Source organism: Pantoea folii, from assembly GCF_056678875.1.
The window spans coordinates 390,864-406,653 of sequence record NZ_JBWXON010000001.1 but is presented as its reverse complement, the minus strand read 5'-3'; the positions used below and the strand labels follow the sequence as shown (position 1 = coordinate 406,653).

The 15,790-nt window shown below is 52.1% G+C and carries 17 protein-coding genes; 8 read left to right on the top strand and 9 right to left on the bottom strand.

Annotation, left to right across the window (positions count from 1 at the left end; all coding sequences use genetic code 11):
- Positions 1-105: 105 nt before the first annotated feature.
- Both AC1MDE_RS02000 and AC1MDE_RS01995 read right to left on the bottom strand, forming a co-directional pair.
- Positions 106-996, bottom strand: coding sequence for an oxidoreductase (locus AC1MDE_RS02000; RefSeq protein ID WP_479414968.1), 891 nt, complete (start codon positions 994-996; stop codon positions 106-108).
- Between the two features lie 155 nt (positions 997-1,151).
- Positions 1,152-1,901 (bottom strand): DeoR/GlpR family DNA-binding transcription regulator, encoded by a 750-nt coding sequence (locus AC1MDE_RS01995; protein ID WP_058961276.1) that lies wholly within the window; start codon positions 1,899-1,901, stop codon positions 1,152-1,154.
- An 82-nt stretch (positions 1,902-1,983) separates the two neighbouring features.
- On the opposite strand from AC1MDE_RS01995, the gene AC1MDE_RS01990 reads away from it, so the two are divergent.
- The 3 genes from AC1MDE_RS01990 to AC1MDE_RS01980 all read left to right on the top strand — a co-directional run bounded on the left by AC1MDE_RS01990 (position 1,984) and on the right by AC1MDE_RS01980 (position 3,647).
- Positions 1,984-2,574, top strand: a complete 591-nt coding sequence (locus tag AC1MDE_RS01990; protein WP_058961277.1) for an NUDIX domain-containing protein — start codon at positions 1,984-1,986, stop codon at positions 2,572-2,574.
- Positions 2,571-2,945 carry an NUDIX hydrolase gene (locus AC1MDE_RS01985; protein ID WP_058961278.1) on the top strand — a complete coding sequence of 125 codons (375 nt, stop codon included), beginning with the start codon at positions 2,571-2,573 and terminating at the stop codon, positions 2,943-2,945. Before AC1MDE_RS01990 ends, AC1MDE_RS01985 begins: the two co-directional genes overlap by 4 nt.
- A gap of 69 nt (positions 2,946-3,014) precedes the next feature.
- Positions 3,015-3,647 carry an alanyl-tRNA editing protein gene (locus AC1MDE_RS01980; RefSeq protein WP_058961287.1) on the top strand — a complete coding sequence of 211 codons (633 nt, stop codon included), beginning with the start codon at positions 3,015-3,017 and terminating at the stop codon, positions 3,645-3,647.
- Between the two features lie 29 nt (positions 3,648-3,676).
- Here AC1MDE_RS01980 and AC1MDE_RS01975 read toward each other — a convergent pair whose 3' ends face one another.
- Both AC1MDE_RS01975 and AC1MDE_RS01970 read right to left on the bottom strand, forming a co-directional pair.
- Complete coding sequence (locus AC1MDE_RS01975; RefSeq protein ID WP_058961279.1) at positions 3,677-4,219, bottom strand: carbapenem self-resistance protein CarG family protein; 543 nt, start codon at positions 4,217-4,219, stop codon at positions 3,677-3,679.
- Positions 4,220-4,488: 269 nt separating this feature from the next.
- Positions 4,489-5,238, bottom strand: a complete 750-nt coding sequence (locus tag AC1MDE_RS01970) for an SDR family oxidoreductase (RefSeq protein WP_058961280.1) — start codon at positions 5,236-5,238, stop codon at positions 4,489-4,491.
- 131 nt (positions 5,239-5,369) lie between these two features.
- Between AC1MDE_RS01970 and AC1MDE_RS01965 the strand changes: the two genes are divergently transcribed.
- Both AC1MDE_RS01965 and AC1MDE_RS01960 read left to right on the top strand, forming a co-directional pair.
- Complete coding sequence (locus tag AC1MDE_RS01965) at positions 5,370-6,275, top strand: LysR family transcriptional regulator (protein WP_058961281.1); 906 nt, start codon at positions 5,370-5,372, stop codon at positions 6,273-6,275.
- A gap of 216 nt (positions 6,276-6,491) precedes the next feature.
- On the top strand, positions 6,492-7,358 hold the full coding sequence (locus AC1MDE_RS01960; RefSeq protein ID WP_374754043.1) for a DMT family transporter: 867 nt from the start codon (positions 6,492-6,494) through the stop codon (positions 7,356-7,358).
- 43 nt (positions 7,359-7,401) lie between these two features.
- Here the strand turns inward: AC1MDE_RS01960 and AC1MDE_RS01955 are convergent, their stop codons facing one another.
- The 4 genes from AC1MDE_RS01955 to AC1MDE_RS01940 all read right to left on the bottom strand — a co-directional run bounded on the left by AC1MDE_RS01955 (position 7,402) and on the right by AC1MDE_RS01940 (position 12,255).
- Positions 7,402-8,295 (bottom strand): SDR family oxidoreductase, encoded by an 894-nt coding sequence (locus AC1MDE_RS01955; RefSeq protein ID WP_200572755.1) that lies wholly within the window; start codon positions 8,293-8,295, stop codon positions 7,402-7,404.
- A 269-nt stretch (positions 8,296-8,564) separates the two neighbouring features.
- Complete coding sequence (locus tag AC1MDE_RS01950) at positions 8,565-8,735, bottom strand: KGG domain-containing protein (protein ID WP_034827492.1); 171 nt, start codon at positions 8,733-8,735, stop codon at positions 8,565-8,567.
- Between the two features lie 240 nt (positions 8,736-8,975).
- Positions 8,976-10,076 carry an ABC transporter substrate-binding protein gene (locus tag AC1MDE_RS01945; protein WP_479401700.1) on the bottom strand — a complete coding sequence of 367 codons (1,101 nt, stop codon included), beginning with the start codon at positions 10,074-10,076 and terminating at the stop codon, positions 8,976-8,978.
- Between the two features lie 49 nt (positions 10,077-10,125).
- A complete protein-coding gene (locus tag AC1MDE_RS01940) occupies positions 10,126-12,255 on the bottom strand; it encodes a TonB-dependent siderophore receptor (RefSeq protein WP_479401699.1) in 2,130 nt (709 codons plus the stop codon).
- Positions 12,256-12,673: 418 nt separating this feature from the next.
- On the opposite strand from AC1MDE_RS01940, the gene AC1MDE_RS01935 reads away from it, so the two are divergent.
- On the top strand, positions 12,674-13,561 hold the full coding sequence (locus tag AC1MDE_RS01935) for a MurR/RpiR family transcriptional regulator (RefSeq protein ID WP_200572759.1): 888 nt from the start codon (positions 12,674-12,676) through the stop codon (positions 13,559-13,561).
- A gap of 2 nt (positions 13,562-13,563) precedes the next feature.
- Here AC1MDE_RS01935 and AC1MDE_RS01930 read toward each other — a convergent pair whose 3' ends face one another.
- The gene (locus AC1MDE_RS01930) at positions 13,564-14,481 is read right to left on the bottom strand and encodes a DMT family transporter (protein WP_058961761.1); all 918 of its coding nucleotides are present in this window, start codon (positions 14,479-14,481) and stop codon (positions 13,564-13,566) included.
- A gap of 120 nt (positions 14,482-14,601) precedes the next feature.
- Between AC1MDE_RS01930 and AC1MDE_RS01925 the strand changes: the two genes are divergently transcribed.
- Positions 14,602-15,147: a GNAT family N-acetyltransferase gene (locus AC1MDE_RS01925; RefSeq protein WP_479401698.1), complete on the top strand. Its 546-nt coding sequence runs from the start codon at positions 14,602-14,604 to the stop codon at positions 15,145-15,147.
- Entirely contained in the window at positions 15,131-15,574 is a 444-nt protein-coding gene (locus AC1MDE_RS01920) for an N-acetyltransferase family protein (RefSeq protein ID WP_479401697.1), read from the top strand. Before AC1MDE_RS01925 ends, AC1MDE_RS01920 begins: the two co-directional genes overlap by 17 nt.
- The last annotated feature ends 216 nt before the right edge of the window (positions 15,575-15,790 follow it).

The window sequence follows — 15,790 nt, the reverse complement described above, 5'->3', positions numbered from 1 at the left end:
ATGGCAAGTCTGATGTATTCATGTCAATTGATTCTGATACCCATTGTGAGTGTTAAGTGTTAAGGCTATTGAAGCGAAGTCCGTGGCCCGGACTTCACTCTGATCTTAACCCGGACCATCACTTCCTGCCGCCAGCAGAGGCACCACCACATCACTGATCGGTGTCGCGATGCCTTGTGCTTTGCCGCGTCGCTGCACCACGCCATTACGGATGTCCCACTCAAGCGGGCGATTGGCCTGACGATCCGCCAGGATCGAGGTGCCTAAATCTGCCGGGGCGCGATGGAAGCCAGCCATAATTTCCTGCGGCACGTTGTCGCTCAGATTGGCGCCTTCCGCACGCGCCACAGTCAGACACTCCCGCAGATAGGCCAGACCCAGCTCGGTGATATCTTCGCGCTGAAACATCCCGGCGCGGCGATTGGCGAGCACCATTAAACCGGCGACGGCGTTTTGCAACAGTTTGCGCCAGGCAATGGTGAGGAAATCTGCCTCCAATTCGACCGCACAGCGCGAGTCTTGCAGTGCTTGCACAATACGCTGTGCTGGCGCGACGTCGGGCACAGTCAGGCGCGGCTTCGCGCGTAACCACACCGAGGCATCAGGCTCGCGCTGAGCCGGGAACCACACCACAGAAGGCAGTACCGTTGCGCCATTGACTAATGGAGACAGCTGTTCAAGTTGCTCCACGCCATTTTGCAGCGCGCACACCACCGTATTCTCATCGCACAACACCGCCAGCCAGGGTGCAATTTCCGCCACCTGGGTAGTTTTGACCGCCACAAACACCAAATCAAAGGGCCTGGCGATCGCTTCAGGATTGCTCAGCACCGGGCCAGGCACCACAACCTCACCGTCTCCGTGGCGCAGCAGCAATTGTGTATGTGCCGTACGCCCACACAGTGTTGGCGTGCGATTCATTTCATGCAGCGCGGCAGCCACAGTGGTGCCGATGGCGCCGGGTCCGACAAGGGCGATGGTTGGAAACTCAGTCATGCAGCTATTCTCCTGTTTATCCAGTGCTGCCCTCAGGGTCAGCGAAAACTCTCTATTACAGCCTGGCATTGTGACTGAATGATGTGCGTTCCATCGGCCAGATAGAAAAATCATAGCGCGGGATAATCACTCAATGCCTGCATTGAAAGGGCGAATTACAGCAGGGCTATCTGTTTCTGTTGCAGCAGTTGCTGCATCTCAGCATCAGGTTCTCCATCAACAATCAGTGTGCTGGCCAGTGACAGATCGCCAATGGCGAACGCCGATGCTGAGTTGAGTTTCTCTTTAGAGACCATCACCACCGTTTCCGCCGCACGCGCCGCCAGTGCACGTTTCACACCGGCTTCTTCGTAATTACCCGTGGTTAACCCTGCGGTTTTGTGTACTCCGGTGACGCCCATAAAGAACAGGTCTGCATTGATGTGTGCAATGGCTTCGATCACCGCTGATCCCACGGCAACCACCGAGTGACGATACAGTTGGCCGCCAATCAGAATCACCTCAACCAGAGGAAAATCAACCAGGGCGACGGCAATACTCGGACTGTGGGTCACCACGGTAAAAGCCAGTTCTTTGGGCAGCAGTTGCACCATTTCCGCTGTGGTTGTACCGCCATCAATAATCACCACCTGACCCGGTTGAATCAGTTGCACCGCTTTTTGCGCGATCAGGCGCTTAGAACTGATTTGCACGTTTTTGCGTGTTTCGAAAGGGGCAATAGCAGCAGAAACCGGCAGCGCACCCCCGTGGACACGTTGCAGTAAACCCTCGCTGGCCAACTCCCTTAAGTCACGGCGAATCGAGTCCTCAGAGACGCTAAAGCGCTGGCTGAGCTCGCTTGACATCACTTGCTGCTCATCGGCAAGAATCGTCAATATCTGCTGTTTACGTTGACTGGAAAGCATAATTCTCTCATTCGTGTTTTTGCTTGTATGTGCACGATTATGCATGATAACGTCTGTTTTGTCAGCCATCGGGAGACCAAACATGCAGCATAAAGTGCGCAATATTCGTGAGCAGTTGTTATCCGACAACTGGTACACCTTAAAAAAATACACCTTCGATTTACAGCGTGCCGACGGCAGTTGGCAACAGCAAAGCCGCGAAGCTTACGACCGTGGCAATGGTGCGGTGATCCTACTTTATAACCGCCATAAACAGACAGTCGTCCTGACACGGCAATTCCGCTTTCCCATCTTTATCCATGGGCATGATGGCTTTTTGATCGAGGCCGCAGCCGGTTTGCTGGATAACGCCTCGCCGGAAACGCGCATTATTGCCGAGGCAGAAGAAGAAACTGGTTACACTGTCACAAATATTGAGAAGGTGATGGAGGCTTATATGAGCCCGGGTTCGGTGACGGAGAAGTTGTTTTTCTTTATCGCGGAATATCACGATGGCGACCGAAAGCATGCTGGCGGCGGTCTGGAGGAAGAGGGGGAAGATATCGAAGTACTGGAGTGGCCTTTCGCACGCGCGATGGACGCGATCCGAAACGGTGAAATCGAAGATGCCAAAACCATCATGTTGCTGCAACACCTGGCATTAAACATTCAATTTGAGGAGAAAGTGCAATGATGATTCTGATCGCAGGTCCGGTTCGCAGTGGCACTCACGGTGATCAGCAACTGATTGAGCAAAATATGCAGAAACTTGATCACATGGCGTTGCAGGTTTATCAAAAGGGCCATACCCCGGTGATAGGTGAATGGCTGGCGTTACCGCTCGCCAATGCGGCGGGTTCGCAGCGGATCGGGGATGAAATCAGCGAAGCCTTCCTTTATCCCGTTGCGCATCGTCTTATTCAGAGTTGTGATGCCATTTTACGCATGCCTGGCGCATCAACGGGAGCGGATCAGGATGTGCAAGTTGGCAAGGATTTGGGTTTGAGTATTTTTTACGATATCGAACAGATCCCCTTGGTTCAGGCCCAGGCAGGATACATATAGACAGATAGGGCAAGCTCTGTTTTGCCGATTTGAACACCAAGGGCGGAGGATAGTGTTATGGAGGAAGTGATGACGGAGAGAGCCTACTATTTCAGCGATCTGCTGGAGATGGATACGGAAGTGTTGCGTTGTGAAGTGCAGGAAGACGGCCAGTTTCGTGTACAGCTGGCGGCAACACTATTTCATCCGCAAGGCGGTGGGCAACCCGCTGACAAGGGCACGATAGGCGATGCCAACGTGCTTCAGCTCATCCAGGACGAGGGTGAGTTAATCCATATCACTGACCGCGAAGTGGCGCTGGGCTGCGTGCATATCCAAATTGATGCGGCACTGCGTAAGCTGCATACCCGTTACCATTCTGCAGGGCATCTGATTGCTTATGCCGGAGAGAAGTTTGGCTGGTTAGGTTACAAAGGCGATCATCGGCCCGGCAATGGACGTATCGTTTTTAAACCGCAGGGCGAACCACAAGCCGTTGATGAAGCGATCATCGCTGAGGGTGTAGATGCACTAGTGGCGCAGGATTTAGCACGCGTGCTGCAGGATGACGCCGGACGCAGAATGGTCAGCTGGGGCGATCTCAAACCTTATGCCTGTGGCGGCACACATGTGCAGCGCACCGGTGACGTTGGCGATATTGTCATTACCCGAGTGAAAGAGAAGAAGGGCGAACTTTCGGTGCAGTATGAAGTGCGGGATTGATGAGCAGGCGGATTAACGCCTGCACTGCGCTACTTAAATTCATCTATTTTTAATTGTGCGAAAGCCTGATCAACATCGCTATACGCTTGTGAGGTGGTATAAGTGCCAGACAGCTGCCAATAAAAAACCGGAGCGCCAGGTTCTTCGCTGCTTTCCGCTACCCGATAGCGAGAGAATTTTATTAGCGCGGCTTCAGTCAGATCATCATTGTCCTGATTTGACGAGAATTTCATCGCGCGGATCAGGTAATAAACGCCCTGGATATTGTGCAGTTCAAAACCAATGATTTTGTCAGAGGAACCCGCAAGACGAAAATCAGACCAGGTAAAACCATCATCATCCGGAACCGGTAAAATAAACCAGTTGCCGTTTTTATTGATGAAGGCAGATAGCGTCTGGCTGGGATGCGAGGTGTTATTGTCAAAGGTCGCTGAGACCAGCAAATCCGGGATGCCATCCTGATTAAGATCGATATTATTCGCCCCTGCCAGCAACCCGACCCGCGTAGCACCCTGCGCACCGAAAACGGTACTTAATGACAGAACGATAAACGCGAAAGTTTTTAATTTCACTGCACGCTTTCCTCACTGGTTAAGACAATATCAGGGATTAACACCTGAATATTGAAAGACAGCATGGTATTGCTGCCTGATGGCCATCATGGCGTATTTTAAAAATTTTGCTCTCCAATCGCGCTGAATTATGGGTGTTTTTTCTGTGATGTGAAAGGGGGAACGGAATAATTAAAAGAAAAGAGATTAACCGACGAAGTGCGTCATCCATTACGCACTTCGTTAGAGGAAAACAGACCTAATGTGAACGTCTTTCCTGAACCATCAACTCATACTTGCGCCATGCCGCCATCCACGAACAGTTCGGTGGCATTAATAAAGCTCGAAGCATCGGATGCGAGAAACGCGACAACCTGACCAATCTCACCGGGTTCACCCAATCGGCCCAATGGCACCTGGGCAGCTAATGCATCGAACAATCCCTGACGTTGATCTTCGGGCACTAAATCGCCCAAACCCGGCGTGCGCACCGGACCAGGGCTCACCACGTTGACACGAATTCCGCGATCTTTCACATCCAGCGCCCATGAGCGGGCAAAGTTGCGCACGGCGGCTTTACTGGCGCTGTAAACACTGAATCCTGCGGTGCCCTGAACCGAAGTGGTGGACGAGGTCAAAATCACCGAGGCTTTGTCGCTCAGCAGCGGTAACGCTTTTTGCACGGTAAACAGCACGCCTCGCACGTTGGTGCCAAAGATACGGTCAAAGTGCTCTTCAGTAATCGCACCGAGCGGTAACATATCGCCGCCGCCAGCATTGGCGAACAGGATATCGAGCCGGCCTGCCTGGCGTGCAATCTGGGCATACACCGCATCCAGATCGCTCAGCACAGAAGCATCAGCGCGGATACCGGTTGCCTGCGCGCCAATCAGCGTCACGGCGGCATCCAGTTCCGGCTGGCGACGACCGGTGATAAACACCCGTGCGCCCTGTGCTGCCAGCGCCTGGGCAGAGGCTAAACCAATCCCGCTGGTGCCGCCGGTGACTAATGCAATTTTACCGTTTAATGATGTGTTCATGAGTGTTCTCCCAAATGGATTTAAGTGTGTAATGACTGCGTTGCAGTGCATGGGAGGCAATGTAACCCTGCGCGGTTTAGTGATAAATGGTGTAAAATCGAAATCACTATTCCTCTGCATGGATAATAAAAATGGACCAGCTGTTGGCGATAAAGGCGTTTGCGCGCGTGGTGGAAGCGGGGAACTTCACCCGTGCGGCCGATTCACTGGATATGCCGAATGCCACGTTGAGCAAACTGGTGCAGGAGTTAGAGGGGCATCTGGGCGTGCGCCTGTTACAGCGCACCACGCGTCGCGTCACCGTCACGCCTGAAGGACGAGATTATTACGATAAAGCACTGCGTATCGTGCGTGACCTGGAAGATATTGATGGCGCATTTAACGCGGTAAACGGAACGCCTCGCGGGTATCTGCGCATTGATATTGGCGGCTCAACGGCGCGTGACGTCCTCATCCCACTGTTACCTGATTTCGTCGCGCGATTTCCTGAGATTAGCCTCGATCTCGGCGTATCAGACCGGGCTGTGGATCTGATTAGCGACAATGTCGATTGCGTGATTCGTGGCGGTCCGCTCGGTGATTCATCGCTGGTGGCGCGTCATCTTGGTAATGCTGAGATGATCACCTGCGCGGCACCCGCTTATCTCAAAACTTACGGCGTGCCAGCCTATCCGCAAGAGCTTAAAAATGGCCACCGCTGGATTAGCTATTTATCCCCGCAAAGCGGACGCGCTTTTCCCCTGCGCTTCATGCAAGGGAATGAGAAACAGGAAATGAAAATCGAGCATCGCATTGGCATCAATGAGAGCAACGCGCATCTGGCAGCTGCAGTGGCAGGATTAGGCATCATTCAGACATTCCGGTACGCAGCAGCGGCAGATTTAGCGTCAGGCGCGCTGGTGGAGATACTGAAGGATTGGCGGCCCGCCAGCTATCCGTTTCACGTGGTGTATCCGCAAAACCGCCATCTGACCCAGCGTTTACGGGTGTTTATCGAATGGTTGCGTGAGGTATTTCCTGCGCGACTCAATGGATGACAAGCACACAGCGATCTGTTAACTTTTTGTTTCTTAACTCCCCCATTTTCACTACAGGCCAGCGTAAATGACACATTCAGCTGCATTTTCCCCGTCATACGAACATGGCCTGTATGCGATCTGCTGTCCGCCACCGCCTCCTGCACGCGTTGTGGTTCATTAAGAACCGGAAGTCTTCACGCTTAAATTTCCAACGTTTGTTTTAGGAGCATTTTCATGCGTTCTTCGTCTTTGGCGTCGCAAGCGGCGACGTCGGGCTTCGTGCTGCTGTGGGGCAGTGCGGCCATCTTCTCTCGCCTTGGTTTAGACAATGCCTCACCGATGGCGCTGTTGATCGTGCGCTTCGGTGTGGCGCTGGTTGCATTAATGCTGGTGGGCATTTTTCGGAGTGGCTGGTTACCCGATGCGGGCAGCCGAAAAACGGTGATGTTTACCGGTCTGATTTTGATTGGTGCCTATTCAGTGTGTTACTTCCAGGCGATGGCCGAGGGGGTGACGCCAGGTTTAATCGCCACCATCATGGGCATACAACCTATCCTGACGCTCTGCATTGTGGAAAGGCGCATGCAGGGCACGCGATTACTGGGATTACTGATCGCGTTAGCAGGATTGATACTGCTGGTGTGGCGCAGTCTGGCGGCATCGCAGTTGCCGTTGAGCGGCATAGTCTTCGCTCTCGGCGCACTGCTGTGTATGACGTTTGGTGCCATCATGCAGAAAAAGGTGTCCCAGCATCCCGCGCAGGTACTGCCGCTGCAATATGCGGTGAGCCTGGCGCTGTGTGCTCTTCTGCTTCCGGTTAAAGCCTTCCATATCGACTTTACGTTGCACTTCTGGATTTCCGTGCTGTTTCTTGGGGTGATGATCTCGGTGGTGGCGCAGCTGCTGCTGTATCGGCTGCTGAGTGCGGGAAGCATCGTTAACGTCACCAGTTTGTTTTATCTGGTTCCAGTGATAACGGCAGTACTGGATTACCTGTTGTTAGGTAATGCGCTGCCGTGGTCGGGGATGATGGGAATGCTGGCTATTCTGCTCGGCATTATGCTTGTATTCCGCGCTCCGCGCCTGAAAACCTTGGGCTAAGATCGAATAGGGCGCATCAATCGTGATGCGCCCTTCATCGGGATTAAACCGTGCCGGTGCCGCCATCAGAACACCAGACTTGTCCGGAGGTGAAGCTATTGGTGGTTTCCGCAAACGTCACGTAGAGCGGCGCGATTTCAGCAGGCTGACCGGGCCGACCCAGTGGTGCGGAAGCACCAAATTTCTCCACTTTCTCCTGCGGTTGGCCGCCACACACCTGCAATGCAGTCCAGTAAGGGCCGGGTGCCACGGCGTTGACGCGGATTTGGTCTTTACCCAACTGCTTGGCTAAAGCTTTAGTAAAGGCCGCAATCGATGCTTTGGTCTGGGCATAATCCAGCAGGATAGCGCTGGGATCGTAGGCCTGCACTGATGACGTGTTAATGATCGATGAACCCGCCGGTAGGTACTCCAGCGCCGCCTTCGTGATCCAAAACATGGCATACACGTTAGTCTTAAAGGTCGCATCAAAATCTTCTGTCGAGAGGGTACGAATCGATTCATTGAACTGCTGACGACCGGCGTTGTTGACCAAAATATCCAGACCATCAAGTTTCGTCGCCGCTTCCTTTACCAGCTGCTGGCAAAAGGATTCGGAGCGAATATCTCCCGGTATGGCAATCGCTTTACGACCTTCCGCTTCAATCAGTTTTATCACCTCTGCCGCATCCTGTTCTTCGTCGGGCAGGTAATTTATCGCCACGTCGGCGCCTTCTCGCGCGTAAGCGATGGCCACTGCACGACCAATACCGGAATCGCCGCCAGTAATCAGCGCTTTACGACCGGTTAAACGGCCGGTGCCACGATAGCTGGTTTCACCATGATCCGGACGTGGTTCCATTTTGGCGGCCAGTCCAGGGAAATCCTGTAATTGTTTTTTGAAGGGAGGTGTCGGATATTGATGGGTGAGCAGCGTTTTATTGGTAAATGAACTCATCGTAATCTCCATGTTCTTTGCTAATGATAAATTAAGCCTGGCATAAATGTGATATATGTCACGTCAAAAAGTGAGCAGTTGAAATTTTGCAGCTTAAGCGAGGCGTTATTATGACTGCTGTGATGAAAATAAAAGGCGTGACTGGAATGAGAGGGAGAAAGCAGAATAAGCGCAAGACGTCAGTCATATATCGTCATTGCACTTATTCAATTGCCAGTAGAACGTATTGGCATCCTTGTCGTTGAGGCGACTAGCGCGCCCGCTGCGGGTTAGGAGCCTTTGTTACTGCTTTTTCCGCCTTTTTTCCCGGCTTCGGAGGCTTTCTCGGGGTTGTCTTTAAAACTACCGCCGCCACTGCTTTGCCCACCTTTTTTACCCGCTTCAGATGCCTTTTGTTTATCATCTGCGAAGTTACCGGAACCGCCTCTATGCTCGGCCATAAAATGCCCTCATTCATGCATTGCGATTACATAATCGTGGATAGCGTCACACGTTATGTCCAGACTGCAGAATTAAGGTTAGTGCCACTGTGAATATTAACAAGCGCGGCGGCAGCGTATAAGTGGATTATCGAGTATTTTTTCGTATCTTATTTTTTAAGTAAATGAATTATGGAAGTTAATAATTAATTATTAATATAATCGAAGCGTATTTAACGCTTCGATTATAAATAAGGCCGATTAACTCGCAGGGATTTGAGTGAAATAGGTCCCGCTATAAGGTATGGGCAGGAAATCATGGAAGATTTGCTTTAACGTTTGCTCGGGTTCGACATCCGCGAACAGCTGAGGATAAAGTGTTTTTGCCATAAATTCCGTTGCCGCGATGTGCCAGGGGCTGAGGTAAAAATTCATCCAGATGACGGCGGAGTGGCCGTTACGTAGCGCGGCTAATTCACGCAATCCGTTTTGCTGCGAGGTCAGTTGGGCGAAGCTGCTTTGCACCGCTGGCAATGCCACTTCTGGCCCCAGCTTCAGCAAACCCTGCGCCTCGTTACCGCCAAATCCGGTGGCGAAGTAGTAATCCGGTTGCGCCGCGATCACCATTTCTTCACTCAAGCGACCAAACACACCGTGCTGCGTTTTAGCCGCGATATTGTCGCCGCCCGCTGCATTTAACAGTTCGCCAAGGCTGCCGTTGATGGCGGTGACGCAACATTCATTGCGACGACCAAGATGCAGCTGCAACAACACTGAAGGCTTCGCGCCATTATAACTGGCCAGCCGTTCACGAATCACCTGCATATGTGCGTCATAAAAACGGTTAAAGGCCTGCGCGCGAGCCTGCTGATTCAGCACCTCGCCAAAAATCTCCACGCTGCGACGGGTATTCTTCAGCAGATGCACGCGCAGATCGATTTTCACCACCGGAATATGGGCGGCTTTCAGCATACTCACCAGGCGCAGATCGGCATCATCGTAGCGCGCAAGGCTCGGCAGGATCACCACATCCGGTTTGAGTGCCAGGATCTGCTCAGGATTGATGGCATTCGGGCCGCCTGAACCGAGGGAAGGGATTTTTAACATTTGCGGGAACTGACGCGCAAAACTGTTCCACGTCTGGCTATCGTACTTTTTCAAATCCTGAGGCCAGGCAACGATATGCTGAAAAGGATTGCCCGGTTCCAGCAGCGCCAGCGTGTAGAGCATGCGACTTTCGCCCAGCACAATGCGCTGCGGATGGTCAGGGATATCCACCTGATTACCGTCAATATCCGTGACGGTTTTTGCCAGCGCGGCGCTACTAAGCACCAGTAAGAAGCAGGCCAGAACAATCAGCATTGGCCCCCAAAGGGAAGGGGCGCGCCGGGCGCCCGCTTTAACTACAGAATCAGAACTCAACGCTGGCCTCGAGCATTAGGTTACGGGTTTCACCCTCACGCACGCGCAAATTGCCGCCGCTGGAGGTGTAATAGTGCTTGTTGAACAGGTTGTTCAGATTCAGCTTAAGCTGTGTTTTTTCACCAAACAGCTGATTGTTCCAGGCGATAAAGCTGTCCGCCACCACGTAATCCGGCATGGTGAAGCTATTTTCAGGATCGCCCGCTCGCGAGCCGACATAGCGCGCGCCGCCACCGACGCGGAAATCACCGGGAATGCCGTTGATACTGAGGTTGTGGCTGAGATAGAGTGCGCCCGAATGACGCGGTGCATTTTGCAGCCGATTGCCATTGTTAGCAGAATTTACGCCATCATCAACAATCTCAGCCTTATCATAGCTGTAGTTAGCGCTGAGATCCCAACCCGGCAACACTTCGCCGTTCAGCTCAAACTCTGCGCCGCTGGAGCGGGCTTTATCAATTGCCCGCGTTGAACCGTTAATACTGAGCGACATGTCGCGTTCATCAATGCGGTACAGCGCGACGCTGGCAAATAGCTTTGGCGAGATCTGCCATTTACTGCCGACTTCCCAGGTCGTGCCCTGTTCGGGCTTACCGACATTGCCGTCATCGTCCACATCGGTGGAAGGCGTAAAGGATTTGCTGACGCTGCTGTAAAGCGAGACATCAGGGGTGATTTTATAAATTAGCCCCGCTTGTGGCAGGAATTTATTGCCTTCACTATTCAGTGTTTCCACCACCGGATCGAAGCCTTTGGACGCACGCTGCTCGTAATGCTGATAACGTCCGCCAAATACCGCAATCCACTGTTCCGTCAGTGAAATACTGTCTTTAGCGTAAACCGAACGGCTATGAATGCGGTTCAGGTTATTGGCGTTGGCGGTGTTTTCTGTGGTGCTATTGGTCACCGGCGATAGGATGTCGTATTGCGGATCGGTAAAGTTAAACCCGGTGTTGGATTTTCCTTGATACTGATGTGCACGGTAAGTCTGATTCATCTCATAATCAGTCCCGATCACCACATCGTGGGTCATGCCCAACAACTGTTGTGAACCGAGCAGATCCCATGAAACGTATTTCGTTTTGTGGTTAAAGCCACGGTTAGCATCGGCACGACGCGTCACGACGCCGGTGGTGGGGTTAATGGCGGTGACGCGCACTTCATTATTGTCATATTGACGCTGATTCCAGCCAAAAGTGACGCGCGTGCTCCAGTCATCATTAAACTGCCAGTCATAGTGCGCATTAAGGGTTTTGTTGTGACCCCAGGCATGATTCGCCTTGTCGTCGAGACGATCTTTGTAGCCGATATCCAGCGGCTTGCCATTGATAAAGGCGGTGCCACGATCGTAGGGGATATCGTATTGATAATCTTCATAGCTCACGAGGAAGCTGGCTTTTTCACCGTACCACTGCAACGAAGGCGCGATCAGCGTATGTTTGTCGCTGCCAAAATTGCGCCAGTAATCCTGATTCTGCTTTTCGGCAATCAGGCGAAAGGCAAAGCCGTTGCCCAACGGGCCGGTGATATCAACGGTACCAGCGCCACCACCTTCACTTGAGGAACGGCCGCTGACTTTGGTGTGCCAGTCATATTGCGGTTTTTTGCTCACCACGTTGATCACGCCGCCCGGATTTTGAATGCCATAGAGCAGGGATGCCGAGCCTTTTAGCACTTCGACGCGTTCGATGGTGGCATCGAAGTTCAACCCCTGGCTGCTGCGAATGCCATCACGATAGATTGACCCATCAGAGTTGCTGCCAAATCCGCGACGCACAAAGCCATCTTCGGTGCCTGCCAGAGTATTGCCCTCTGTGACACCACTGACAAAGCGCATCGCATCAGTGAGACTAGCGGCCTGATAGTCTTCAAGCTGTTGTTGGGTCACCACACTCACCGATTGCGCTTCGTTCAGACGCGGCGTGGGCGTTTTGCTGGCGACGGAACTGCTGGTGGCGTTATAGCCTTGCGGGCGACTTTCCTGCGCGGACACCGTCAGGGTATTACTGCTCTCCGCTGCCAGACTGCCTGCTGCAGTGAAAACGCTGACACCGTATATAGCGGCGATAATAGCCGGATGGCATTGTGCTTTAACAGCGAAACTCTTGTTGTTATTCATTTAAATAAACCTGGTGTTGGTGCGGAATTAATCTCGTCCATGAAACGAAGCTAGGATTAAATTATTTTCAGCAGAGAAAAGTGCATGAAATAAGCATTCTCTGTGGATCGTGCGCCTTAAACTGAGATGGCGTGATGTTATTGAGAATCATTCAAACATGAAAGAATGTAGTAGTAAACGGAAATAATGGCGTGGATACTACAGCAGGAATAGAGTCCATCAGCGCCATTTCCATTTGAGGTTTAATTGTTATAAATGCAACAAAAACAGTGATATAAATAGATTTCTTGCTGTAATCAAACGTTCCACCCCAAAGGAGCGATAGCGATCAGGGTGCTGAATTAAACAAGAAATATCACTACAATACCGTGCCTAAATGGGGGACGAAATCACGCCCTGAAGACAAACAGGTAAAAAGATGGCCGTAAATAAAATAAAAAATAGAGTTGATGTATTAGGTGAGCGCTATCGCGCACGTGCGCCGTCATTATCGTCCAGCCTTCAATCCGTCGCGCGATATATCCACGATAATCGTGAGGCAATATTAGATGCCACCGCCATGGAAATAGCGGATGCGACTCATACCTCAGATGCCACCGTGGTGCGTGCCGTTCAGGCATTGGGATTTGCCGGTTTGCGTGATTTGAAAACCACGTTGAAAGCCTGGTTCGGCCCGGCGATGAATTCAGAAGAGAAGATGAGCGCCACCGTCAGCGAACTGTCGTGTGACATCAATTCGGGGATCGATTTCGTACTGGGTGGCCATAAACGTGCCTGCGATGCCCTCTCGGAACCTCACAATCGGCAAGCGGTCGCGCAGGCTGTCGCGATGTTGATCGACGCGCGTCAGGTCGCGCTGTTTGGCATTAATGCTTCAGGGATTCTGGCGGATTACAGTGCTCGGCTGTTCACGCGCATTGGCATTCCTGCCGTCACGCTCAATCGTTCGGGTATTGCCCTCGCTGAACAGTTGATCACCTTACAACGTGGTGATGTGCTGATTATGATGGCGCAGAAATCTGCCCATAAAGAAGGGCTGACTACCCTGAAAGAGGCGAAGCGGCTGGGGATGCCGGTGATTTTGCTGACCAATGCCTTAGATTCAGCCTTCGCTAAAGAAGCGGATGTGATTATCAACGTGCCGCGCGGTGGGGAAAACGGCCGCATGCCGCTGCATGGCACCGTGCTGGTGTGCTTAGAGATGTTGATTTTATCAGTGGCTTCAGCGACTTCTTCGCGCACGGTAAAAACCATGAAGCGTATTCAGGATCTCAATCGGTCGCTAAAGCCCACCAGTAAAAAATAGCGCTATTGACTGCCAGTGGTAGTCGGCCTGGCAGCTTTGACCATTCCGCTGCGCGTGACAAGCCATACCGCCAGCACTATCAACAATGCACCGCCCATAAAGCCCTGGTTGATCTGCTCGTCCAGCACTAACCAGCCCCACAGGATGCCAAAAGGCGGAATCAGGAAGGTGACGGTGAGGGTGCGCAGCGGGCCAATATCGGCCAGCAAGCGGAAATAGATGATGTAGGCCAGCGCGGTGCAAATAAAGCCGACGGCCAAAATACAGGCCCAGACTTCAGGTATTTGCCAGTTCGCCGCCGGCGTTTGCGGGGCGCTGAAGGCAAAGAAAGGCAGCAGGAAAAGCGAGGCGCCCAACTGGCTGCCGAACGCGACTTTCGTGGCATCAAGCCCACCGCGCGACCCAATCCAGCGCTTAGCGAGAAAGCCAGCAAAACCATAACAGGTGGTGGCGACCAGACAAGCCGCGATACCGAGCACCAGCGCGTGCGAGAGTACGACTTCGCCAGTGGTGCTGATTAACATAATGCCGACAACACCGGCCACCATACCCAGCACTTTACTCACGGTCAGTTGTTCATTGAAGAACGCCGCACCAATCACGACACCCATTAACGGCGCAGTAGCGTTGAGTATTGCGGAGTAGCCTGCGGGCAGCACGCGAGCGGCAAGGCAATACATCAGGAAAGGTAATCCTGAGTTAATCACACCCAGCAACATTGCCCAACCCAGTTTGCCTTCGAAGCGACGCGGAATGCGCAGTACTGCCATCACAATGATTAAACCCAATGCGCCACATAACACGCGCAAAAAAGCCGTATTTATCGCACCCAGCGCGGGAACGGCAATACGCATAAAAAGAAAACTGGCTCCCCAGATAGCCGCCAGCAGCAAAAGTCGCAACGAGTCCGATGTTCGCATGGTTCAGATTCAATCATTAGCAAGATGGGCTGACATCATAGCAAAAATTCTTAACACTCAAAGCGATGTCGCGGTGCTATGTTACTTCACTGCATCACAAAACAAACGGCGAGGAAATGAATGCATTGGGAGTCTGAAAGGCTGCTGTATCGGCCGATTGAGCGCACGGATTTGCAGGCGCTTTTTCGCATCTATGGAGATGCACGAACACATCAATTTAACCCACGCGGGCCTTATCCAAGCCTTGATCATGCGCGAGAAGTGTTATTACGCAGAATCAAAGACCGCGCTATTCATGGTTTCGATGACTGGGTCATCATGGAGAAAAGCGATCCTCAACACGTGATTGGTTTCGGTGGCGTTTTCGTTAGCGAATTTAACGGTCGCAGAACCAATAATCTCGGTTACCGTTTTGAACCGGATGCCTGGGGAAAGGGCTATGCGACAGAACTCGCGCATCGCGCTATCCGCCACGGTTTTGAAGATCTAAAACTGAAAGAAATTGTCGGTGTGGTGAGAGAAAACCACACCGCATCACGCCGCGTACTGGAAAAGGTCGGGATGACTTTCCTCGAAAGGGTGTTTAATCCGCAAGATCCGCCCGCCAGTTTGATGTTCACCATCACACGCCAACAATGGAGAGAAAGAAATGGAACAGGTGATTAGAAAACTCACTGCAGAGGATTACGCACAGTGGAAATCGCTGTGGTTGGGCTATCTCGACTTTTATGTCAGTGAGGTCACGGAAGAAGTCATCAATACGACATTTCAACGATTGGTTGCGGAAGGCGAACCGATGCATTGTCTGGTGGCGGAGGAGCAGGGCAAATTGACTGGGCTGGTGCATTTTATTTGCCATCGCAGCACCTGGACCCAGGGTGACTATTGTTACCTGCAGGATCTGTTCGTCAGCCCAGACGGGCGTAAACAAGGTACGGGTCGCGCGTTAATCGCAGCGGTGAATGCTGCCGCTGAGGCGTTGAACTGCTCGAAAGTGTATTGGATGACGCGCGAGAATAATTACCGAGCCCGGGCACTGTATGATCAGGTCGCGACGAAGACGGATTTTGTGCAATACCGTGTTGCACCCTAATCAGCAATTTCACTCACACCGCTTGTCAATTCTTCCTACCATCCTGTACCATTTGGGAATCGATCATTTCCTAAATGGTATTTCCCCTACCGCAAACTCAAATCTTGATACGAGAACGCGGCCAACCATGCCAGCCCAGGAACGATTATGATTTCGACCTATCCAACCAAAAATTTGACCAATTAGGAAGTAACCATTTCCAATTTTAGGAGTAAC